Source organism: Aeromonas sp. QDB20 (assembly GCF_027707805.1).
In the GTDB taxonomy this organism is placed as follows: domain Bacteria; phylum Pseudomonadota; class Gammaproteobacteria; order Enterobacterales; family Aeromonadaceae; genus Aeromonas; species Aeromonas dhakensis.
The window spans coordinates 24,224-45,705 of record NZ_JAPCJC010000009.1 but is presented as its reverse complement, the minus strand read 5'-3'; the positions used below and the strand labels follow the sequence as shown (position 1 = coordinate 45,705).

Annotated in this window: 17 protein-coding genes; 11 read left to right on the top strand and 6 right to left on the bottom strand. The window is 62.8% G+C overall.

The window, feature by feature from the left end; translation table 11 throughout:
- Positions 1-101 precede the first annotated feature (101 nt).
- Together dnaK and grpE are read right to left on the bottom strand one after the other, a co-directional pair.
- Positions 102-2,030 (bottom strand): molecular chaperone DnaK, encoded by a 1,929-nt coding sequence (gene dnaK, locus PG897_RS12850; protein WP_005303009.1) that lies wholly within the window; start codon positions 2,028-2,030, stop codon positions 102-104.
- Between the two features lie 271 nt (positions 2,031-2,301).
- A complete protein-coding gene (gene grpE / locus PG897_RS12845; protein WP_201882303.1) occupies positions 2,302-2,877 on the bottom strand; it encodes a nucleotide exchange factor GrpE in 576 nt (191 codons plus the stop codon).
- 266 nt (positions 2,878-3,143) lie between these two features.
- On the opposite strand from grpE, the gene nadK reads away from it, so the two are divergent.
- The 9 genes from nadK to PG897_RS12800 all read left to right on the top strand — a co-directional run bounded on the left by nadK (position 3,144) and on the right by PG897_RS12800 (position 15,182).
- Positions 3,144-4,028 (top strand): NAD(+) kinase, encoded by an 885-nt coding sequence (nadK, locus tag PG897_RS12840; RefSeq protein WP_005303013.1) that lies wholly within the window; start codon positions 3,144-3,146, stop codon positions 4,026-4,028.
- 148 nt (positions 4,029-4,176) lie between these two features.
- Complete coding sequence (gene recN, locus PG897_RS12835; RefSeq protein ID WP_010633364.1) at positions 4,177-5,841, top strand: DNA repair protein RecN; 1,665 nt, start codon at positions 4,177-4,179, stop codon at positions 5,839-5,841.
- 600 nt (positions 5,842-6,441) lie between these two features.
- Positions 6,442-7,335, top strand: a complete 894-nt coding sequence (locus PG897_RS12830; protein WP_201882304.1) for a DHHA2 domain-containing protein — start codon at positions 6,442-6,444, stop codon at positions 7,333-7,335.
- A 378-nt stretch (positions 7,336-7,713) separates the two neighbouring features.
- Positions 7,714-8,154 (top strand): universal stress protein, encoded by a 441-nt coding sequence (locus tag PG897_RS12825; protein ID WP_005303019.1) that lies wholly within the window; start codon positions 7,714-7,716, stop codon positions 8,152-8,154.
- A 224-nt stretch (positions 8,155-8,378) separates the two neighbouring features.
- Complete coding sequence (gene macA / locus PG897_RS12820) at positions 8,379-9,542, top strand: macrolide transporter subunit MacA (protein WP_017780716.1); 1,164 nt, start codon at positions 8,379-8,381, stop codon at positions 9,540-9,542.
- Positions 9,539-11,482: a MacB family efflux pump subunit gene (locus PG897_RS12815; protein ID WP_042051204.1), complete on the top strand. Its 1,944-nt coding sequence runs from the start codon at positions 9,539-9,541 to the stop codon at positions 11,480-11,482. Before macA ends, PG897_RS12815 begins: the two co-directional genes overlap by 4 nt.
- Complete coding sequence (locus tag PG897_RS12810) at positions 11,479-12,852, top strand: efflux transporter outer membrane subunit (protein WP_270829078.1); 1,374 nt, start codon at positions 11,479-11,481, stop codon at positions 12,850-12,852. Before PG897_RS12815 ends, PG897_RS12810 begins: the two co-directional genes overlap by 4 nt.
- Before the next feature lie 159 nt (positions 12,853-13,011).
- Positions 13,012-13,818 (top strand): siderophore-interacting protein, encoded by an 807-nt coding sequence (locus PG897_RS12805; RefSeq protein WP_201882308.1) that lies wholly within the window; start codon positions 13,012-13,014, stop codon positions 13,816-13,818.
- A gap of 257 nt (positions 13,819-14,075) precedes the next feature.
- On the top strand, positions 14,076-15,182 hold the full coding sequence (locus PG897_RS12800) for a 3-deoxy-7-phosphoheptulonate synthase (protein ID WP_201882310.1): 1,107 nt from the start codon (positions 14,076-14,078) through the stop codon (positions 15,180-15,182).
- Positions 15,183-15,752: 570 nt separating this feature from the next.
- On the opposite strand, the gene PG897_RS12795 is transcribed toward PG897_RS12800, so the two are convergent.
- Both PG897_RS12795 and PG897_RS12790 read right to left on the bottom strand, forming a co-directional pair.
- On the bottom strand, positions 15,753-16,163 hold the full coding sequence (locus PG897_RS12795; RefSeq protein WP_043171531.1) for an H-NS family histone-like protein: 411 nt from the start codon (positions 16,161-16,163) through the stop codon (positions 15,753-15,755).
- Positions 16,164-16,565: 402 nt separating this feature from the next.
- The gene (locus PG897_RS12790) at positions 16,566-16,988 is read right to left on the bottom strand and encodes a GNAT family N-acetyltransferase (RefSeq protein WP_005303034.1); all 423 of its coding nucleotides are present in this window, start codon (positions 16,986-16,988) and stop codon (positions 16,566-16,568) included.
- Positions 16,989-17,171: 183 nt separating this feature from the next.
- Between PG897_RS12790 and PG897_RS12785 the strand changes: the two genes are divergently transcribed.
- Positions 17,172-17,672, top strand: coding sequence for an SRPBCC family protein (locus PG897_RS12785; RefSeq protein ID WP_005303036.1), 501 nt, complete (start codon positions 17,172-17,174; stop codon positions 17,670-17,672).
- 75 nt (positions 17,673-17,747) lie between these two features.
- On the opposite strand, the gene PG897_RS12780 is transcribed toward PG897_RS12785, so the two are convergent.
- Positions 17,748-19,025: an NAD(P)/FAD-dependent oxidoreductase gene (locus tag PG897_RS12780; RefSeq protein ID WP_201883002.1), complete on the bottom strand. Its 1,278-nt coding sequence runs from the start codon at positions 19,023-19,025 to the stop codon at positions 17,748-17,750.
- 51 nt (positions 19,026-19,076) lie between these two features.
- Entirely contained in the window at positions 19,077-19,691 is a 615-nt protein-coding gene (gene puuR, locus PG897_RS12775; protein WP_043171528.1) for an HTH-type transcriptional regulator PuuR, read from the bottom strand.
- 310 nt (positions 19,692-20,001) lie between these two features.
- Between puuR and PG897_RS12770 the strand changes: the two genes are divergently transcribed.
- Positions 20,002-21,465: an NAD-dependent succinate-semialdehyde dehydrogenase gene (locus PG897_RS12770; RefSeq protein WP_043171526.1), complete on the top strand. Its 1,464-nt coding sequence runs from the start codon at positions 20,002-20,004 to the stop codon at positions 21,463-21,465.
- Positions 21,466-21,482: the final 17 nt, after the last annotated feature.

Below are 21,482 nucleotides of genomic sequence, written 5' to 3'. Positions count from 1 at the left end.
CTATATCAGCAGTTACGCAGACGGGCGTTGGTCACCCAACGCCCGTAAATTCATAGAATCAAGCCGATGGGCGAAGCGGACTTCGCCCATCTGGGTCGGGCTTATTTCTTGTCGTCTTTCACTTCTTCAAACTCGGCGTCGACCACGTCGTCGTCAGCCTTGGCGGAAGAGGAGGACTGACCGGCGTCAGCACCGGCGGCGCCTTGCGCCTGAGCCTGCTGCTGGGCAATCTCCATCAGCTTCTGGGACGCTTCCAGCAGTGCCTGCTGCTTGGCCTCGATAACGGCCTTGTCGTCGCCCTTGATGGCGGTTTCCAGCTCGCTCAGTGCAGCTTCGACCTTGGTCTTGTCGTCGGCAGGCAGAGCTTCACCGGCTTCGGTAACCTGCTTGCGCACGGAGTGGACCAGACCATCAGCCTGGTTGCGGGCCTGCACCAGCTCTTCGAACTTCTTGTCCTCGGCCGCGTTGGCTTCGGCTTCACGTACCATGCGCTCGATCTCGTCATCAGACAGACCAGAGGAGGCCTGGATGGTGATCTTCTGCTCCTTGTTGGTCTCCTTGTCTTTGGCGGAGACGTGCAGGATGCCGTTGGCGTCGATGTCGAAGGTCACTTCGATCTGCGGCAGACCGCGCGGTGCCGGACGGATGCCTTCCAGGTTGAACTGGCCCAGGGACTTGTTGTCGCTGGCGCGCTTGCGCTCACCCTGCAGCACGTGAATGGTCACGGCAGACTGGTTGTCTTCGGCAGTGGAGAACACCTGGGACTTCTTGGTCGGAATGGTGGTGTTCTTCTCGATCAGCGCAGTCATCACGCTGCCCATGGTTTCGATACCCAGGGAGAGCGGGGTAACGTCCAGCAGCAGTACGTCGGTCTTGTCACCGGACAGCACGGCACCCTGGATGGCAGCACCCATGGCCACGGCTTCGTCCGGGTTGACGTCTTTGCGCGGCTCTTTGCCGAAGAACTCGGCAACTGTCTTCTGAACCAGCGGCATACGGGTCTGACCACCAACCAGGATGACGTCGTCGATCTCGCCAACCGCCAGACCGGAGTCTTTCAGGGCGACGCGAACCGGCTCCAGAGAGTCCTTCACCATGTCTTCCACCAGGGATTCCAGCTTGGCGCGGGTCACCTTGATGTTCATGTGCTTCGGACCGGTGGCATCGGCAGTGATGTACGGCAGGTTGACGTCGGTCTGCTGGGCGGAAGAGAGCTCGATCTTGGCTTTCTCGGCGGCATCTTTCAGACGCTGCAGGGCCAGCTGGTCGTTGCGCAGGTCGATGCCCTGCTCACGCTTGAACTCGTCAACCAGGTAGTTGATGACGCGGTTGTCAAAGTCTTCACCACCCAGGTGGGTGTTACCGTTGGTCGCCAGTACTTCGAAGGTGGTCTCGCCTTCCACTTCGTCGATCTCGATGATGGAGATATCGAAGGTACCGCCCCCTAAGTCATACACGGCAACCTTGCGCTCGCCCTTGACCTTGTTGACGCCGTAGGCGAAAGCCGCGGCAGTCGGTTCGTTGATGATGCGTTTTACATCCAGACCGGCGATGCGACCGGCATCCTTGGTAGCCTGACGCTGGGCGTCGTTGAAGTAGGCCGGTACAGTGATGACGGCTTCGGTGACCGGCTCGCCCAGATAGTCTTCGGCGGTCTTCTTCATCTTTTTCAGCACTTCGGCAGAGATCTGCGGCGGTGCCATTTTCTTGCCTTTCACCTCGACCCAGGCGTCACCGTTGTCGGCCTTGGCGATGGCGTACGGCATGATTTTCAGGTCACGTTGTACTTCGTCATCTTCGAAACGACGGCCGATCAGACGCTTGATGGCGAACAGCGTGTTCTTCGGGTTGGTGATGGCCTGACGCTTGGCCGGCTGACCAACCAGGATTTCGCCGTCATCGGCATAGGCAATGATGGACGGAGTAGTACGGTCGCCTTCCGCGTTCTCGATCACGCGAGCATGGTCGCCATCCAGAATAGCGACGCAGGAGTTGGTAGTACCCAGGTCAATACCGATGATTTTACCCATTTGACGAATCTCCAAATACTTTGAATAAACTGGCGAGGGGCTCGCCTTAATGCGTTAACGGCTAGGTGGGGCCTGCCAATCTGGCTTTCAAGCTCCCGGCATCAAATTTTTTGTGCCGCCGTGGCCTTGCATCCTATATGGGGTCGCAAGTGGCCACTTCAAGCCCCGCCCTGCAAAAACCCCGCCTTTTGTCATGGCCGGGCCATGACGCACCGCAGGGATACACAACAAAAAGCCCGCCAAGCGGCGGGCCTGGGCATCAAGCACCGACTCAGTCGACGGCCTTGGATACCATGACCATGGCCGGACGGATCACGCGACCGTTCAGCTCGTAGCCTTTCTGCATCACGGCGATGACGGTGTTCGGCACCACGTCGGCACTCGGCACCATGCTCATCGCCTGATGGGCGTTGGGGTCAAACGGCTGGTTGGTCGGATCCAGCGCCGCCAGACCGAACTTGGCCACGCCGCTCTGCATGGATTTCAGGGTCAGCTCGACCCCTTCGATCATCGGCTTGAGGGCGTCGTTTTCCTTGTCGGCCAGCTCGATGGCGCGCTCCATGTTGTCCAGCACCGGCAAGAGCTCGGCGGCGAACTTCTCCAGCGCGAACTTGTGCGCCTTCTCCACGTCCTGCGCCGCGCGACGACGCAGGTTCTCCATCTCGGCGACGGCACGAATGGCGCGCTCGCGCTCTTCGGCAGAGGCTTGCTGGGCAGCTTCCAGCTGCGCCTCCAGCTCGGCAATGCGGGCCTGCTCGGCTGTCACTTCACTGTCTACATCGGTCGGCTCGACTGGCTGGGCTTCCACTTGCTCCATCGCTTCAACCTTTTGTTCTTCGTGGTTCATGACATCTCCAATTGCGGGTTACTTATGAGGGCCCGTTCTCCGGTTGCGCGACCGGACGGCAACGGGCCGACTATGTTGGCGCTATTATGGGGATGGATCCCCGGCTTTCAAGGGGAAAAAGGCGCCATTATCGCCAAGGAGGTGACGCGACAGGCAATTTACGGTGTTTTCCCGCCCCATGACGCAAGCGGGCACGCCGGCAGCAGACAAATCCCCCCCAAAGCGCTGTATACTCCCCCCAATACTCATCCCAGACCCGACAGACCATGGATTCTCCGTTCAAAACCATCGCCCTGATTGGCAAGCCCCACCACGAAGGGGCCAACCAGACCCTGACCGGCCTGCATCAATACCTGACCACCCGCGGTTTTCGGGTGCTGGTTGAGAGCCGGGTGGCCCATGCCCTCGGCATCATGGACGAGAACGTGATGGATCTGGTGCAACTGGGCCAGCAGGCGGATCTCGCCATCGTGGTCGGTGGTGACGGCAACATGCTGGGGGCGGCGCGGGTACTGTCGCGCTTCGACGTGGCGGTGATCGGGGTGAACCGGGGCAACCTCGGCTTTCTCACCGATCTCTCGCCGCAGGATTACCTGCTGCCGCTGGAGCAGGTGCTGTGCGGCCATTACAAGAGCGAGCATCGCTTCCTGCTGGAGGCAGCGGTCTATCGCCACGGCGAGCGCAAGTCCAACAACCTGGCGGTCAACGAGGCGGTGCTGCACCCGGGCAAGATTGCCCACATGATCGAGTTCGAGGTCTACATCGATGGCAGCTTCATGTACAGCCAGCGCTCGGACGGCATCATAGTGGCCACCCCCACCGGCTCCACCGCCTACTCCCTGTCGGCGGGCGGCGCCATCCTCACCCCCAAGCTCAACGCCATCACGCTGGTGCCCATGTTCCCGCACACCCTGAGCAGCCGCCCCATCGTGCTGGACGCCGACAGCGAGGTGCGGCTGCTGGTCTCACCGGACAATCAGGACGACGCCATGCAAGTGAGCTGCGACGGTCAGGTGACCCTGGCGGTCCACCCGGGGGACGAGATCCTCATCAAGAAGAGCAGCCACAAGCTGCATCTGGTCCATCCGCTGGATTACAGCTACTTCCACGTGCTGCGCAACAAGCTCGGCTGGGGCAGCAAGCTGTTCTGATCCCCAGCCCTGCACTCCATCTCCCTCACAAAACGGTCCCTGGCGCGGGCCGTTTTGCATTCCGTCCCGCGGCGACATCTTTACTGTATGGAAAACCAGTATATACTGGATACATACACAGTAATGTTGGCCCATACAGGATGAGACCATGCTGACCCAGCTGACCGTCAACAACTTCGCCATCGTCAAGTTTCTCGAACTCGATCTGCAACCGGGCATGACCTGCATCACGGGTGAGACCGGGGCGGGCAAATCCATCGCCATCGATGCCCTGGGCCTGTGCCTGGGGGAGCGTGCCGAAGCGGGCATGGTGCGACCGGACAGTGACAAGAGCGAGGTCAGCGCCCGCTTCCTGCTGGACGGCAACCCGGCCGCTCGCGCCTGGCTGGCCACCAACGAGCTGGAAAACGAAGGGGAATGCATAGTGCGGCGGGTCATCTCCGCCGAGGGGCGCTCACGCAGCTACATCAACGGCGTGCCCGTGCCCCTCACCCAGCTCAAGAACCTGGGCCAGCTGCTGGTCAACGTCCATGGCCAGCATGCCCACCAGATGCTGCTCAAACCCGATTACCAGCTCGCCCTGCTCGATGGCTACGCCGGCCACCATCTGCTGCTCGATGAGGTGCGCCGCCAATACCAGCAGTGGCGCCAGCTGCAGAACGAGCTCAACCGGCTCAAGGCCGAGCAGCAGCAGCGGGAGGCCCGCCGCCAGCTCATCGAATACCAGGTGCAGGAGCTGGATGAATTTGCGCTGCAACCGGGGGAGTTTGAAGAGATCGAGGAGGAGCATCAGCGCCTGGCCAACGGCACCGAGCTGATGCAGGAGTGCGGCGCCTGTCTGGATCTGCTCTATGACAACGAGGAGACCACCATCGCCGGTCTGCTGCAGACCGTCGTCGATCGGGCCGAGGGGCTGGTCGCCATGGACAGCCGGCTGGGCGACGTGCTCGGCATGCTCAACGAGGCCCTGATCGGGGTGCAGGAGAGCCACAGCGAGCTGCGCAGCTACCTGGATCGGCTGGAGCTGGATCCCGAGCGCTTCAACGAGCTGGAGAGCCGCCTCTCCAAAGCCATCAACCTGGCCCGCAAGCACCACGTCAAACCGGCGGAGCTGGCCCTGCACCATCAGGAGCTGGCCGCCGATCTGGCGCGCCTCAACTCAGACGAAGAGCGGCTGGAGGGGATGGAAGACGAGCTGGCCGAGGCCCGCCAGGCCTTCGTGCAGGCCGCCGAGGCCCTGAGCCAGAGTCGCCAACGCTATGCCGAGGAACTCGGCGCCAAGGTGAGTGCCAGCATGCACGAGCTGGCGATGCCGGACGGCCGCTTCGCCATCGAGGTGCGCCCCGATGCCCAGAGCAGCCTGTCACCGCTCGGCATCGACCGCGTAGAGTTCATGGTCACCACCAACCCGGGCCAGCCCATCCAGCCGCTCGGCAAGGTGGCCTCCGGCGGTGAACTGTCGCGCATCAGTCTCGCCATCGTGGTGATCAGCGCCCGCAAGATCTCGACGCCGACCCTGATCTTCGATGAAGTGGACGTGGGGATCAGTGGCCCGACAGCGGCCGTGGTTGGTCGCCTGCTGCGCCAGCTCGGCGAGTCGACCCAGGTGATGGTGGTCACCCACCTGCCCCAGGTCGCAGGCAAGGGGCACCAGCACATGGTGGTGAGCAAGCACACCGACGGCAAGACCACCGAAACCCAGATGCAGGCGCTGGATCAAAGTGCCCGTCTCAACGAGCTGGCCCGTCTGCTGGGAGGCGATCAGATCACCGACAACACCCTGGCCAACGCTCGCGAACTGCTGGCCTGCTGAGGCAAAGGTCAGCCATCTGCACGCGGGGCCCACGTTGAGGATCATGTTCCCCGCGTAACCCCGCCTGCTGGTGACGGCGGTTTGCTGCGCCGCGGCGGGTGCATCATCACCATGCCGCCGTTGCCGCATTCTGGAGAGCTCCCCCCCCGAGAGATCACTTTCTGGCGGTTTGAATGGTCACGGCCTGCCTGGCCGGATCGAAGCCTCATAGCCTCTCGCTCATACCGAGACCCGGCCTAATCTCCTTGCTTGCCCATCCCCCTATCCACCTCTTGCAGCGTGAACCTTGCGGTCATGGGCGATCCCCCGGCGCTTGCCACACAGCCATCTCCTTCCGCTTGTCTCCCTGTCCGAGTGTGCCTCCCTGCCCTAATCTGCAACCCTGGTCTGCCTCCCTACCCAGCCCCAAGGCGATTCCGCTGCTAGTGTGCGCGCCCCTTTTACAACAGGGTCTCGCCCGGTACATAGCGGCCTGCGCCGGTTGCCATCAGCGGGGACGGCGCATAGAGTGAATCCAGAGCAGGGCAACCCCCTGTTTTCCCGTTTGCCCCGCATACCTGATCTTGCCTCAGGTACGTCATCAACCGCAGGAATGGCACCATGCTCCACGTGTTTGGCCACAAGAATCCCGATAGCGACAGCATCTGTACCGCCCTGGTGGCTGCCGACTGGCTCAATCGCCAGGGCCGCCCTGCCCAGGCCTATGCCCTCGGCGAGCCCATCGCTGAAACCCGCTTCATTCTGGAAACCGCCGGCGTCGCCGCCCCGCCCCTGCTGCAGGGCAGCGTGGCCAACAAGCAGGTGTTCCTGGTGGATTTCAGCGAGCTGGAGCAGGGGCCGGAGGGGCTGGCAGAGGCCGACGTGCAGGGCCTCATCGACCACCACCGCATCGGCACTCTCATTACCCGTGGGCCGCTCGATGCCTGGATCCGGGCCGTGGGCTGCAGCGCCACCGTGCTGCTGGAGCTGATGGGTTACCATACCCTCTCCCGCGCCCAGGCTCGCCTGCTGCTCGGGGCCATCATCAGCGATACCTTCAGTCTCACCTCGCCCACCACCACGGCGCGAGATCGCGCCGCCGTCCATGCCCTGCTGCCGCTGGCGGATCTGGCGCTGGAGCCCTTTGCCCAGACCCTGCTGGAACGCCGCACCCAGCTCGGTGACGCCCCAATGGCCGAACTGCTCGCTGCCGACGAAAAGGCGTATCGGATCGCCGGCTACCAGCTCTATGTCAGCCAGATCTGCGTGATGGATCCAGGTCAGTTGCACAGCCGGCAGGCGGAACTGGAACAGGCGATGCAACTGCGGCTGGCAGAGGATGGGCTGGATGCCTATGTCCTGATGCTGACCGACCTGGCTCAGGGGGGCAGCCAGCTCCATTTCGCCAGCAACGGCATCCTGCCCGCCCACCCTATCCAGCTCATTGGCGCCGTCAGTCGCAAGAAAGAGGGGCTGCCCTGGCTGACGAACTATCTGGCGGGCAAGCCACTCTGACGCTAACCCGGCGAGTCCCGTTTCACGCCGGACTCGCCGCTCTGCTCACCCGTCCCGCCCTCTCTCTTGTTATCTTGCCATCTGCCAGCCAACACTGTCCGGCATGGCTCCAGAGAGGGGCCAATTCCAGCTTTGCTCACACTTTTGACGGCTCGCACGTCATTTGCCCACCCAGCCCCGCTTTTCCTTCATTTTCCATTCAACTCAGTCTGTTATGATGATGTAAACGAACATGCCCTGGCGCTGCATCAGCGACACCCGGTGACACCGGCAGCCACAGAGACAGGTTCGTGCTATGCGACACATAGCGGGTACACAGTGATATGGGACAGGCCATTTGTCCCGGGTGACCCGCACCATGCCAAGGGAGAACTGCTTATGACCTCAACCAATATCGTGCTGTTGCTGGAAGGCAAGGATTACGAGCAGGAGACGCTGGCCAAAGCGAGTCAATTGGCACAAGGAATGGGGGGCGAGCTCACCCTGCTGCACCTGACCCACAGCAGCAAGATGCGCCGCAACAGCCTGTCGCTGTCGGAAGAGGAGCGCAGCGCCCAGGGTACGCTGGACGCCAAGGCCATCATCAGCGAGCTCATCACCACTCTGCAACACCCGGTGGATTACCAGTGCCTGGTGGTCGATGACGTGGTGCCCGACCTGAAACGCTGGCTGGCCACTCACCCGATGGATCTGCTGCTGGTCGGCAGCCGCCACCACTGGATGGAGGGCTCCTTGGCCCGCCTGCTTATCTACAAGCTGCCGCTCGACATCCAGATCTGCCACGAGCCCTACGCCGAACAACTCAAGGCCGTCGGCTGACGACCGGCCCCCGCCGACTCAGGCCGGGTGCCCGAATGACCTCCCGCAGCGGGCTTTTTCGCCCGCTGCCCCCCACCCCGTCTGCTCGCCAGGAAGCCCGGCCAGGGCATGCTAGTGACAAGACTATCTACATGTTTTCTTACATATTCATCACTGTTTTTTGAGCCTCGTTTGCTGCAGGATGTTGCCCTTGCACGCCTTCGTTCGCTTCTTTCAGGTGAAAAATGAACATCACTCCCAAGCAGAGAAAAATTGCCCTGCTCGCCCTCGTGCCCGTGCTCGCCATCGGCTGGCTGGCCTGGCCGAGCAAGGCTCCCGAGCCGGTACTGACCGCCGAGGTGACACGCCAGGACGTGGAGCAGACCGTGCTGGCCAGCGGTGTGCTGCAGGCCATCGAGCAGGTAGACGTCGGTGCCCAGGTCTCGGGCCAGGTCACCTATCTGGCGGTAGAGGCAGGTCAGAAGGTCAAGCAGGGAGACCTGCTGGCCGAGATCGATCCGCTGATCGCCCAGAACAACCTCAAGACCGCCGAGGCGGATCTCGCCAGCCGCCGCGCCCAGCTCAAGATCAAGCAGGCCCAGCTCAAGCAGAACGAGCTGAGCTGGCGTCGCCAGCAGCAGATGTTCAGGCAGGAGGCGAGCTCGCGCGCCGATCTGGAGAGCGCCGAAGCCCAGCTGGCCGTGACCAGAGCCGAGCTGCAGGGGGCATTGGCTGAAGTCGACAATGCCCAGATCAAGGTGGAGCGAGCCAAGACGGAGCTCGGCTACAACCGTATTCAGGCGCCCATGGATGGTACCGTCGTCAGCATAGTGACCCGCCAGGGGCAGACCCTGGCCGCCAGCCAGACGGTGCCGACCCTGCTCAAGCTCGCCAACCTGGAGACCATGACGGTCAAGGCGCAGATCTCGGAAGCGGACGTCACCCGGGTCAAGGCCGGCATGCCGGTCTATTTCACCCTGATGGGGGATCCGGACACCCGCTACCACGGCACCCTGCGCACCGTCGAACTGGCCCCCACCAACATCAACGAGCAGGCCACCAGCACCACGGCCACCAACAACGCCGCCGTCTACTACTACGCCCTGTTCGACGTGCCCAACCCGGATCACACCCTGCGGGTCGCCATGACCACCCAGGTCACCATAGTGCTCGGTGAGCGCAAGCAGGTGCTGACCATTCCGCAGACCGCCCTTGGCAAGAAGCTCGGGGAGAACGAGTACGAGGTCACCCTGCTCAAGGAGGATGACCAGAAAGAGACTCGCCGCATCAAGACCGGCATGAAGGATGACATCAAGGTGGAGGTGGTCAGCGGCCTGAGCGAACAGGAGAAGGTCACCCTGAACCAAGGTTCGCCGGTCAGTGGCAATGACGTGGAGATCATGTTGTGAGCGAGCCTCTGATCCAGCTCAAGGGGATCGAGCGCCGCTACCAGAGCGGAGAGCAGGAAGTGACCGTGCTCCACCCCCTCGATCTCGCCATCGAGGCGGGAGAGATGATCGCCATCGTCGGCGCCTCCGGCTCCGGCAAGTCGACCCTGATGAACCTGCTCGGCTGCCTCGATCGGCCGAGCAGCGGCCAGTACCTGTTCCGCGGCCAGGACACCGCCACCCTGGACGCCCTCTCCCTCGCCAGGCTGCGCTGCCACCACTTCGGCTTCATCTTTCAGCGCTACCACCTGTTGCCGCACCTCAATGCCGCCGCCAACGTGGAGATCCCGGCCGTCTACGCCGGCACGCCACGGGCCGAGCGCCAGGCCCGCTCGCAGGCACTGCTGGCGCGACTGGGGCTCAGTGAGCGCAGCCATCACACCCCGAGCCAGCTCTCCGGCGGCCAGCAGCAGCGGGTCAGTATCGCCCGGGCGCTGGCCAACGGCGGCGAGGTGATCCTGGCGGACGAACCCACCGGGGCCCTCGACAGCCAGAGCGGCAAGGAGGTGATGGCCATCCTCAGGGAGCTGCACGCCCAGGGCCACACCATCATCCTGGTGACCCACGACATGGAGGTGGCCAGCCACGCCGACCGGATCATCACCCTGAAAGATGGCCGGGTGCAGGAAGACAGCGGCCGCAAACCGGCCGCCGCCCCCGTGACCCCGACCGCCGCCCCCGCCGGCAAGGAAGGGGCAGGGCACGACTGGGATCGCTACCGGGAAGCGGCACGCATGGCGCTGCACGCCATGCTGGCCCACCGCATGCGCACCTTCCTCACCATGCTCGGCATCATCATCGGCATCGCCGCCGTGGTGAGCGTGGTGGCGCTCGGCCAGGGGGCCCGTGCCAAGGTGATCGACCAGATCAATGCCATGGGCACCAACACCATCGACATCTTCCCCGGCAAGGATTGGGGGGACGAGAAGGCCGCCAGCATCCAGACCCTCAACAAGCGGGATCTCGACGCCCTGCTCGGCCAACCCTACCTGGAAGGGGCCAGCCCCCAGATCGCCGCCTCCGGCCAGCTGCGCTATCGCAACAAGACCAACAGCGGCAGCATAGTCGGGGTCGGCAGCGACTTCTTCCGGGTCAAGGGGATGAAGCTCACCAACGGCCGGCTGTTTGACGAACGCGACATCCAGAACCGGACCGCGGTGGCGGTGGTGGACGGCAAGACCATAGAGAGCCTGCTCGGCAAACAGGATCCCGTCGGCCAGGTGGTGCTGGTCGGCACCCTGCCGGTGCGCATCGTCGGCGTGGTGGAAGAGGAGACCGGGTTTGGCCGCAGCGGCCAGTCGGTGAACGTCTGGCTGCCCTACAGCGCCGTGATGAGCCGCCTCATCTCCCAGAACCACTTCAGCCAGCTCACCATCCGGGTCAAGGATGGGGTGCAACCGGCGCTGGCCGAGCAGGCCGCCATCGAGCTGCTGACCCAGCGCCACGGAATGAAGGACTTCTTCACTTTCAGCAGCGACAGCATCATCAAGTCGGTGGAGAAGACCACCGCCACCATGACCCTGCTGGTCTCCGCCATCGCGGTGATCTCCCTCATCGTCGGCGGCGTCGGGGTGATGAACATCATGCTGGTATCGGTGGTGGAGCGCACCCGCGAGATCGGCATCCGCATCGCGGTCGGTGCCCGCCAGTCGGACATACTGCAGCAGTTTCTGATCGAAGCGGTGATGGTGAGCCTGCTGGGGGGCATGCTCGGGGTGGGGGTCTCCCTCTTCATCGGCCTGCTCTTCTCCCTGTTCGTGGAGAGCATCCAGATGCACTTCTCGCTCTTTTCCATCCTGATGGCGTTTGGCTGTTCCTCGCTCATCGGGATCCTGTTTGGCTATCTGCCCGCCCGCAATGCCGCCCGGCTCGATCCGGTCGAGGCGCTGGCGAGGGAATGACGATGTACCACTTATCCAAACTGGGGCTCTGCCTCACCCTGGCGCTCGGCCTCGGCGCCTGCAGCCAGCAGAGCAGCTATCAGCGGCAGGAGCTGGCATTGGCCGATCATTGGCAGCAGCCAGAGGACGGGCTCACCCGCCAGCTGGCCGGCCCCTGGTGGCAGGGCTTCCACGATCCCGAGCTCAATCGGCTGATCGAGGCCGTGCTGGCTGCCAACCCGGACATGCAGGTCGCCGGCCTGCGCCTGCGCAGCGCCCTGCTCAGTGCCGATCTGGCCGATACCAACCTGACCCCCTCGGTCGATGCCAGCCTCGGCGGCAATGGCACCAAGAATCTGAAAAGCGGCAAGAGTGAAGGCAGCATGGGCCCCTCCCTGACCCTCGGCTACGAGGTGGATCTGTGGGGCAGGCTGGCCTCGGTGCTGGATCAGGCGAGCTGGGAGGCCGAGGCGTCCGCCCAGGATCTGGCCGCCACCCGCCTGATGCTGATCGGCAAGGCGCTCGAGCAATATTGGCAGCTGGCCTACCTCGGCTCGGCCATTACCCTGGGCCAGCAGCAGCTCGCCAACTATGTGCGCGCAGAGCAGCTGACCCAGGCCAAGTACCGGGCCGGCGCCGTGACCCGGCTCGATCTGGTGCAGGCCAGCCAGCAGAAGGCCGGCAAGCAGGCGGAGCTCAGCTCGCTCCTGATGCAGCAGGAGCAGGCCCGCAACGCCCTGCGCCTGTTGCTCGGTCGCAGCAGCGGTCCGCTGGCGTTCGAGCCCAAGGCGCTGCCGACGGCCGCCATCCCCACCCTGGCGGTCGGCATTCCGGCCGACGTGCTGGCGCGGCGTCCCGACGTGCGTGCCGCCGAGCTGCGCCTGCGCAAGACCCTGGCGAAGGGGGACGAGATCCGCACCGGTCTCTACCCCACATTGAAGCTGACCGGCGGCGCCAACAGCAGCTCGGACACCCTGACCCAGGTGCTGCAAAACCCGGTGGGCACCCTGGGCGCCACGTTGGCGCTGCCCTTCCTCGAGTACAACAAGACCCGGCTCGCCATCGCCGGCGCCAAGCTCGATTACCAGATAGCCGAAGCGGAGTTTCGCAAGCAGCTCTACGGCGCACTGGTGGAGGTGGAGGATGGTCTGACCGCCCGCCACCACGGCGAGCAACGCCTGAGCTACCTGGCCGAGCAGCTGGACTTTGCCAAAGAGGCGGAGCGGCTGGCGAGAGCCCGCTACCAGGCTGGCGCCACCGGGGTACAACCCTGGCTGGATGAGCAGAACCGGCTGTGGGACGCCGAGCTCGCCCTGCTCGGCCAGCAGAAGGAGCAGCTCAACACCATGGCGAAGATCTACAAGGCGCTGGGGGGCAGCGATCGCCCCTGAGCCAGAGCCCCCCCTCGCCCCATGGCGAGGGGGGGCTATTTATCTGCACGCCACTCAACTTCCCTTCGCTTTCCCCTCTCTGACTCTGTCACACAAACCAATTGATAATAATTTTCATTTAATGAAGAATGAGCGCCATTATCAGTCAGGAGTATGCCCATGTCCCAGTCCGCCCCGGTCAACCGCCCCCGCCTGCTCACGGTCAAGCACATTCAGGATGTGAGCCCGCACCTGCGCCGGATCTGCCTGACCAGCCCGGAGCTCGCTGACTACCCCTTCACCTGTGGCGGCGCCCATATCAAGATCATGCTGCCCCAGCCGGGCCAGGCCCATGCCGTGCTGCCCACGCCCACCCCGCAGGGGCCGCGCTGGGAAGACCCGAGCCAGCGTCCCATCATGCGCACCTTCACCATTCGCGCGTTTCGCCGCGAGGCGCTGGAGCTGGATATCGACTTCGCCCTGCACGATGATGGCGGCCCCGCCAGCCGTTTCGCCAGCCAGGCCAAGCCCGGCAATCTGCTGGCCATCTCGGGCCCCGGTGGCCCGGATCCCATGCTGCAACCGGCCAGTTACTACTACATGGTGGGGGATCTCACCGCCCTGCCCGCCATCAGCGCCATGATTGAGGTGATGCCTGCCGATGCCCGCGGCCACATCGCCCTGCTGGTGCCCTATCAGGAAGATGTGCAGGATCTGTCGCTGCCCGCCGGGGTAAGCCTGCGCTGGTTTGTCGGCACCCCTGAGCAGACGGCGCCGCTGGTGGAGTACTTCACCGCCCTGCCGCTGGAGGAGCAACAGAGCTACTTCTGGTTTGGCGGGGAAGAGGGCTTGGTGGTCCCCATGCGCCGTCACGTACGGCGCACGCTCGAGGTGGATCGCACCCGGGTGTACGCCGTGCCCTACTGGCGCCACGGCAAGGATGAAGAGGCCTATCACCATGCCCGTCACGACGTGATGGACAGCTGAATCAGCTGATTTTGTCCTGAAATATCAAGCCCATGGCCTGCCGGTCATGGGCTTGATTGCCATTGGAGCGGCCTTGCCCGCCGGCGCTCTCCCCCCATTCTGGTGTGCCACTCGGTTGTGCTTGCATTTGCGGCCGACAACAAGATAATGATAATCACTCTCAACAATAACAGGTGATGACGCCCCATTGCAGCTCCCGTCCGGGTTCCGGTGTGGAGTGCACGTCACTCACTCCTATGCACAGCAAGGTAATCCAGATGGCAGTTTTAAACTCGGTAATGCGCGCCTTCGCGGTGGAGGTACTCCCCACTCCTGCCGACCTGTTGGCACTTCATCCCTGTCCCGCCGAGCTGGCGACCCGGATCGACCAGCACCGCCAGCAGGCTCGCCGGATCCTGGCAGGAGAGGACGATCGCCTGCTGGTGGTGATTGGCCCCTGCTCCATCCACGATCCCCTCGCCGCCCTCGACTATGCCAGACGGCTGGCCTCGCTGGCCCACGCCTATCAGGATCGGCTGCAGATAGTGATGCGCACCTATTTCGAGAAGCCCCGCACCACGGTGGGCTGGAAGGGGCTGGTGTTCGATCCCCATCTGGATGGCAGCAACGACATCAACCACGGCATGCGGCTCGCGCGCCAGCTGCTGCTCGACATCAACCAGCTGGGGCTGGCCACCGCCACCGAGTTTCTCGATACCACCAGCTTCCTCTACCTGGCCGATCTCATCAGCTGGGGGGCGATCGGTGCCCGCACCACCGAGTCGCAAGTGCACCGGCAGCTGGCCTCAGCCCTGCCCTGCCCCGTCGGCTTCAAGAACGGGACGGACGGCAACATCCGGGTGGCCATCGATGCCATTCAGGCGAGCGAAGCCTCCCACCTGTTTACCGCCCCCGGCAGCCAGGGCGGCATGGTGGTGATCAAGAGTGAAGGCAACCCGGCCGGCCACATCATTTTGCGCGGTGGCACCCGCCCCAATTACCACCAGCACGACGTGGAAGAAGCGGCCGAGCGGCTGGCACGGCAGGGGCTCCCCCCCCGGCTGATGGTGGATTGCAGCCATGGCAACAGCCAGAAGCTGCACAAGAACCAGATCCGGGTGGCGGGAGAGCTCTGCCGCCAGCTGGCAGAAGGCAGCGACGCCATCGCCGCCGTCATGGTCGAGAGTTTCCTGCAGGGTGGCAGCCAGAAACCGGCCCCTCTGAGCGAGCTGGTCTACGGCCAGTCGGTCACCGATGCCTGCCTCTGCTGGGACGATACCCAGACCCTGCTCGCCATGCTGGCGGATGCCGTCGAGCGGCGCCGCCAATATCCGGGACAGCCCCGGCCGGACCCTGTTCGCTGGCCGGCCCAGCTGGCAAGTTGAATCTATAGGGTGAATAAGGCTCTCGTAACGGGAGCCTTATTATTTCCCCACTCTCCTTTTCCAATCTCCCCGCCATACCACCGATTAAATGCCCAGGGCATCTCTTTCCCATAAAAAGTGCGCAGGTATCTTGCTCCCGCCGCAATAAAACAACCGGGGTAATACACTGTGGTTCGTCCAATCAGGTCGCTGACAGTGACCCGACCGATTAATGCCATGGGCACAACCAAGGGGAGAGGCAAGGCGCCAGAAACAGGCGATCTCTTAATGCTGATGGTATCGTCCTGGAATGACCTACCTAATACTTGACGGGCTATATGAGTCCAGCAACAGGAGGAGAAGAAGGCAGCCAGTCACACCATAAAAACGATGTCGGTGATGAAAAAACCAGCCAAGTGGAAATTAATCGTTCAATCAGGCGGCAACAAATAGGGGTGACATCATGCGAGTGTCATGCGACAAAAACCAGTCGGATAAAACAGCATGGGGAATTGACAGGGGCGGCTTTCAATGAGCACAAATAATAATGCCGCCTCATGGGCGGCATCATTCATGATCGACCCTCAGGGATCAGATCAGGAAATCATTCAGATCCTTGCCCAGCGCAACTTGCTCGGCAATGGCCTTGGGCATACGGCCCTGACCGGTCCAGGTCTTCTCCTGGCCATCTTCCTGATACTTGTACTTGGCAGGACGCGGAGCACGCTTGCTCTTGGTCGCGCCGGCAGCGGCAGCCGGGGCGGCAGCGCTGTTCAGCAGTTCACGGGGATCGATACCGGCCTGCTGCAGCATTTCGGTAAACTCGTTCAGCTTGCGCTGACGCTCTTCCTGCTCGGCACGCTCCTGTTCAACAGATTCGGCGCGCTCGTTATATACCAGATCGAACTTCTCTTTTGCTTCTTGCAGCTGTTCAAACGGCAATTCACGGATGGCCGCACGCAGGCTGCGAATGTTCAGCAGAACTTTCAGAAACTCGTTCATTACTTCCTCACAGAATTATTTTTGTTTGTCACAGGGATAACACAGCTTGAGAATAGCACGGCAGTTTGAGAACAACATAATGTTTTTATAAGAGCTGTCACTTTCTTAACAAAAAAGTTCTGGCTGAATATAGCGGCTACTTTATTCAGCCATTACTCATTGGCCCGCCTGCAAGATGGTTTACCATGCAATTCCCCCATGTAACGCATGGCAAATAGATCCGGCACAGCTTGTCATATTTTCCGGCAGGTGATGCCAGCTATTTTTACAATTAGCCACGGCTGTTAATTTTTCCGCCACTCACACGAGACTCTAGGTAGACAATTGACACTATATATTGCCGGCGATGGCTGCCGGCAACCTCCCCAGTGCGAATAGGCAAACGGGGCATGGCAAACCGGCTTATTCCAGGATCAGTCGCCGCCAGGGGCCGGTGATCTCGCAGTGGCCGGTTTCCGCCGTATTCTGCCAACCCAGCCGGTGATAAAACGCCAGCGCCGCCGTGTTGTTGGTGGCCACCTTGAGGGATGCAGGCTTGTTGAAGGGGGCCAGCCCCTGATTCAGCAGGGCCCGTCCCATGCCCTGGCCATGCCAGTCAGCCGAGACATAGAGGTGGTGTACGAAACTCTCATCGCCCCAGATGGAGATGAAGCCGCAGGGTGTTCCCCCCTGTTCGGCCACCCAGATCTGCTCGCCCCGGGTCTGCTCGTCAAAGTCTTCCAGCCGGAACTGGGCGGGGTCGACCCAGTGAAAGGTCTGCCGCCGCCCTTTCAAAAACAGCTGCGCCAACTGGGGAATATCCGTCTCTCGCATGGCTCTGATCATCAAACTGTCCCTGTCATATGAGTACCACCCCACTCTCCACGGAACACGGGGGCCCTGTCAAATCGCCGGCACAGAATAACGCCGCCGCGATGGCAGGGGTGTGACACACCTCTGTCCATTTCATGAGCCATGGGACTATACTGCCTGAGTCCCGTGTATGGATGTTTTGAGGCTCGCTGATTTATGGATAACAAGCAGATAGAAGGCAATATCTTTGTTCCGGCCCATATCGACGACGTCTGGCGTGCCTGGACAACCGAAAGCGGCCTGCGCAGTTTTCTGGCGCCGGAATGCCTGATGGTGCCGGAACCGAATGGTCCCTTCGAAATCTATTTCAGACCCGATGCCCCGCTGGGCGAGCGTGGCAGCGAAGGTTGCCGGGTGATGGCCGTCATGCCCCACGACCTGCTCAGTTTCAGCTGGAATTTTCCCCCCTCCCTGCCCCATATCCGCCAACAGAAGACCCAGGTCTGCCTGCGCTTCGTGCCGGAAGGTCAGGGCACCCGACTCTACTTCCTGCAGACCGGCTGGGCTAACGACCCGGACTGGGATCAGGGCTACGCCTATTTTCGGGATGAGTGGCTGGAGACCAGCCTGCCCCGCCTGCAATACCGCTTCACCCATGGCCCCATCGACTGGAACAACCCGCCGGACAAGCAGCAGTTGAAATCCCTGGCCCAATAAGCGCCCATAGAAAGCAAAACACCGCCAGCTGGCGGTGTTTCTTTTTCCTTGATAGTAAGCCCGGCACGGGCCGGCTCATACCCCCAGCCGATCGCGCAGGGTGTACCAGGCGGCGCCGGCGGCGGTGAAGGGGATCCGGAACAGGCGGCCACCCGGGAAGGGGTAGTGCGGCAGCTTGGCGAACGCATCGAAGCGCTCCGCCTGACCACTCAACACCTCGGAGAGCAGCTTGCCCGCCAGATGGGTACAGGTGACACCGTGGCCGCTGTAACCCTGCATGTAATAGATGTTGTGGCCGATGCGGCCAAACTGCGGCAGCCGCGACAGGGTAAGCAGGAAGTTGCCGGTCCAGGTGAATTCCACCTTGACGTCAGCCAGCTGGGGGAAGGTCTTGAGCATCTTGGGGATGATCAGCCGCTCGATGTCCGCCGGATCCCGCGCCCCATAGACCACGCCGCCGCCATAGATCAGCCGGTGATCGCCGGAGGTGCGGTAGTAGTCGAGCAGATAGTTGCAATCTTCCAGGCAGTAGTTTTGCGGCAGCAGCGAGCGGGCCCGCTCCTCTCCAAGCACCTCGGTGGCGATCACCTGGGTGCCGCACGGCATGCTCTTGCCGGCGAGCTCGGGCACCAGATTGCCGAGGTAGGCGTTGCCGGCCACCACCACGTAGCGCGCCTTGACCGCCCCCTTGGCGGTCTTGACCAGGGCCGGCTGACCCGGCGTGATGCTGGTGACGGCAGACTGTTCGAAGATCTTGCCCCCCTGCAAGCGGATGGCCTCCGCCTCCCCCAGCGCCAGGTTGAGGGGGTGGATGTGGCCGCCGCTCTTGTCGAGCAGGGCGCCGACGTAGCGATCACTCGCTACCACCTCGCGCACACCGTCGGCATCGAGCAGCTCCAGCTTGTCGTTGCCCCACTTCTCCCAGCGCGCCTGCTGCGCCTTGAGTTCGTGCAGCTGCTTCTCGGTCTCGGCTGCGAACACCCCGCCCTCCTGCAGATCACACTGGATGTTGTAGCGCTTGATCCGCTCGCGGATGATCTGGCCCCCCTCAAACAGCATGGAACCGAGCAGCCTGGCCTGTTCCGGCGGGCAATTCGCTTCTATGGTGTCGATGTCGCGGCTGTAGGAGTTGACGATCTGGCCGCCGTTGCGCCCGCTGGCGCCAAAGCCCACCCGGGCCGCCTCCAGTACCACCACCGAATAGCCCTTTTCCACCAGATGCAGCGCGCTGGAGAGGCCTGTATAACCCGCCCCGATGACGCAGACGTCACACTCCAGCTGTTCGGTCAGCGTCGGATAGGGTGCGTGTTGGTTGGCACTGGCTGTGTAGTAACTGTTTACATGTTCGGTCATGATCCCTGTTTCCTTACAAGTTCTTTTCCCAAACGAGACGATGTCTCGACACTAGAAGTTGGCCGGGGTGTGGGCGCTGACGATGCGGCAGACCTGCCCCGACGGATTGCTGAAACTGTGGGGCTCGCCCGTGTCGATCACGTAGCTGTCCCCGGCACTGAGCTGATAGGTCTGGCCCGCCACCGTCAGGGTCACCGACCCCTCCAGCACGGTACCCACCTCCTCCCCCAGGTGGGTGACCTGGCCGCCGGTATCAGTGCCGGGGGCGTAGGTCTCCAGCATGAAGCCGAGCTGGCGGCGGTTGTTGCCGTTGTGCACCAGCTTCATGGAGACCCCCTGGCTGCCCAGCTCGATCAGCTGCTCGGCCCTGATCACCACGCTCGGCGTGCTCGCCACCTCCTCTTCGGCGAAGAAGCGCGACAGCGGCAGCTCATAGACGCTGAGCAGCTTTTGCAAAGAGGCCACCGACGGGCTCACCTTGTCCTGCTCTATCATGCAGATGGCGCCATGGGTCAGCCCGCTCAGCTCGGCTACCCGCCGCTGGGAGAGCCCCAGCCGGCGGCGAGTGGCGGACAACCGCTCCCCCATGCTCTGCGCCTGGGTACTCTGCGCCAGCGGGTTGTCGGTCATGGACTGCCAGCGCGTCTCGCCCTGTGGTTGCTGCATTCGGCCACCTCCCTGTGTGCCTGGTAGGAGCCATTGGCGGCCCCGGTTAAAATAGCGAGTCAATCCGACCGACCTGTTTGTTATCCTGCACAGTGCACTCCGTTCATTATTTTGCACACCCTGCACCACAGAAACCGGTAAAATCGCTCCAACAGCTCCATTTCTAGCACGCGAGACACAGTTTACTCAAATATATTTAACACTTGAAAAACATTTCAGCTCAATTTATGGTCTTCCTGTGCTTATTATTCTATACGGTGGCGGCACAGGATGAGCCGGCCCCCTGACCCACAATCGAGGCTTGCTATCTATGTCAGCATCACAACCCGCACTCTCCCTGATCAAATCCCTTGCCTATATAGATGGTCGCTGGTGCGAAGCCAGCGGCGGACGCCGGTTCGAGGTGCACAACCCGGCCACCGGCCAGGTCATCACCCAGGTACCCGACATGGATGAGGGCGACACCCGCCGCGCCATCGCCGCCGCCCACGCGGCCCAGCCGGGCTGGGCTGCGCTCACCGCCAAGGAGCGCAGCAACCGACTCTACGCCTGGTTCGAGCTCATCATGGCCAACCAGGAGGAGCTGGCCCGCATCATGACCTGCGAGCAGGGCAAGCCGCTGGCCGAGGCCAAGGGGGAAGTGGCCTACGGTGCCAGCTTCATCCAGTGGTTCGCGGAAGAGGGCAAACGCGCTTATGGCCGCACCATTCCGGGTTTCTCCAGCGACCGCCGGCTGGCCACCATCAAGCAGCCGGTGGGGGTAGTCGCCGCCATCACCCCCTGGAACTTCCCCATCGCCATGATCACCCGCAAGGCGGGCCCGGCGCTGGCCGCCGGTTGCACCATCGTCATCAAGCCGGCCGCCGAGACCCCGCTCTGCGCCCTGGCGCTGGCGGCACTGGCGGAGCAGGCAGGGATCCCGGCCGGGGTCATCAACATCGTCACCAGCCATCAGGCCGCGGCGGTGGGCAACGAGCTGTGCAACAACAAGACGGTGCGCAAGCTCTCCTTCACCGGCTCTACCCGCATCGGCAAGCTGTTGATGCGCCAGTGCGCCGACACCATGAAGAAGCTGTCGCTGGAGCTCGGCGGCAACGCCCCCTTCATCGTGTTTGACGACGCCGATCTCGACGCCGCCATCGCCGGGGCACTCGCCTCCAAATACCGCAACGCCGGCCAAACCTGTGTCTGCGCCAACCGTATCCTGGTGCAGGCCGGCATCTACGACGCCTTCGCCGAGAAGCTCACCGCCGCGGTCAAGGCCTTCAAGGTGGGCGACGGCATGAGCGAAGGCACCCAGATAGGCCCGCTCATCAACCCGGCCGCCGCCAGCAAGGTGGCCGAGCTGGTCAAACAGGCCACCGCCGCCGGCGCCGAGCTGCTGCTGGGGGGCGAAGCCCACCCCGCCGGCCCGCTCTTCTACCAGCCCACCATTCTGGGCAAGGTGGATAGAACCAACCCCATCCTGCAGGAGGAGATCTTCGGCCCGGTCGCCCCGCTGGTGCGCTTCGAGACCGAGGCCGAGGCCATCGCCCTGGCCAACGACACCCCCTATGGTCTGGCCGCCTACTTCTATGGCCGTGACATCGCCCGCGTCTGGCGGGTGGCCGAGCAGCTCGAATACGGCATGGTCGGCATCAACGAGGGGATCATCTCGACCGAATTGGCCCCCTTTGGTGGCATCAAGGAGTCGGGCCTGGGTCGTGAAGGGGCGGCCGAGGGGCTGGAGGAGTACCTCGAGACCAAATACCTCTGCTTCGGCGGCATCCGCTAGGCAGTCACATCTTGCGC

Excerpts from the sequence above, each read along its gene's own strand:
- dnaK (WP_005303009.1), bottom strand. The coding sequence starts at position 2,030 with ATGGGTAAAATCATCGGTATTGACCTGGGTACTACCAACTCCTGCGTC.
- grpE (WP_201882303.1), bottom strand. The coding sequence starts at position 2,877 with ATGAACCACGAAGAACAAAAGGTTGAAGCGATGGAGCAAGTGGAAGCC.
- nadK (WP_005303013.1), top strand. The coding sequence starts at position 3,144 with ATGGATTCTCCGTTCAAAACCATCGCCCTGATTGGCAAGCCCCACCAC.
- recN (WP_010633364.1), top strand. The coding sequence starts at position 4,177 with ATGCTGACCCAGCTGACCGTCAACAACTTCGCCATCGTCAAGTTTCTC.
- PG897_RS12830 (WP_201882304.1), top strand. The coding sequence starts at position 6,442 with ATGCTCCACGTGTTTGGCCACAAGAATCCCGATAGCGACAGCATCTGT.
- PG897_RS12825 (WP_005303019.1), top strand. The coding sequence starts at position 7,714 with ATGACCTCAACCAATATCGTGCTGTTGCTGGAAGGCAAGGATTACGAG.
- macA (WP_017780716.1), top strand. The coding sequence starts at position 8,379 with ATGAACATCACTCCCAAGCAGAGAAAAATTGCCCTGCTCGCCCTCGTG.
- PG897_RS12810 (WP_270829078.1), top strand. The coding sequence starts at position 11,479 with ATGACGATGTACCACTTATCCAAACTGGGGCTCTGCCTCACCCTGGCG.
- PG897_RS12805 (WP_201882308.1), top strand. The coding sequence starts at position 13,012 with ATGTCCCAGTCCGCCCCGGTCAACCGCCCCCGCCTGCTCACGGTCAAG.
- PG897_RS12800 (WP_201882310.1), top strand. The coding sequence starts at position 14,076 with ATGGCAGTTTTAAACTCGGTAATGCGCGCCTTCGCGGTGGAGGTACTC.
- PG897_RS12795 (WP_043171531.1), bottom strand. The coding sequence starts at position 16,163 with ATGAACGAGTTTCTGAAAGTTCTGCTGAACATTCGCAGCCTGCGTGCG.
- PG897_RS12790 (WP_005303034.1), bottom strand. The coding sequence starts at position 16,988 with ATGATCAGAGCCATGCGAGAGACGGATATTCCCCAGTTGGCGCAGCTG.
- PG897_RS12785 (WP_005303036.1), top strand. The coding sequence starts at position 17,172 with ATGGATAACAAGCAGATAGAAGGCAATATCTTTGTTCCGGCCCATATC.
- PG897_RS12780 (WP_201883002.1), bottom strand. The coding sequence starts at position 19,025 with ATGACCGAACATGTAAACAGTTACTACACAGCCAGTGCCAACCAACAC.
- puuR (WP_043171528.1), bottom strand. The coding sequence starts at position 19,691 with ATGCAGCAACCACAGGGCGAGACGCGCTGGCAGTCCATGACCGACAAC.
- PG897_RS12770 (WP_043171526.1), top strand. The coding sequence starts at position 20,002 with ATGTCAGCATCACAACCCGCACTCTCCCTGATCAAATCCCTTGCCTAT.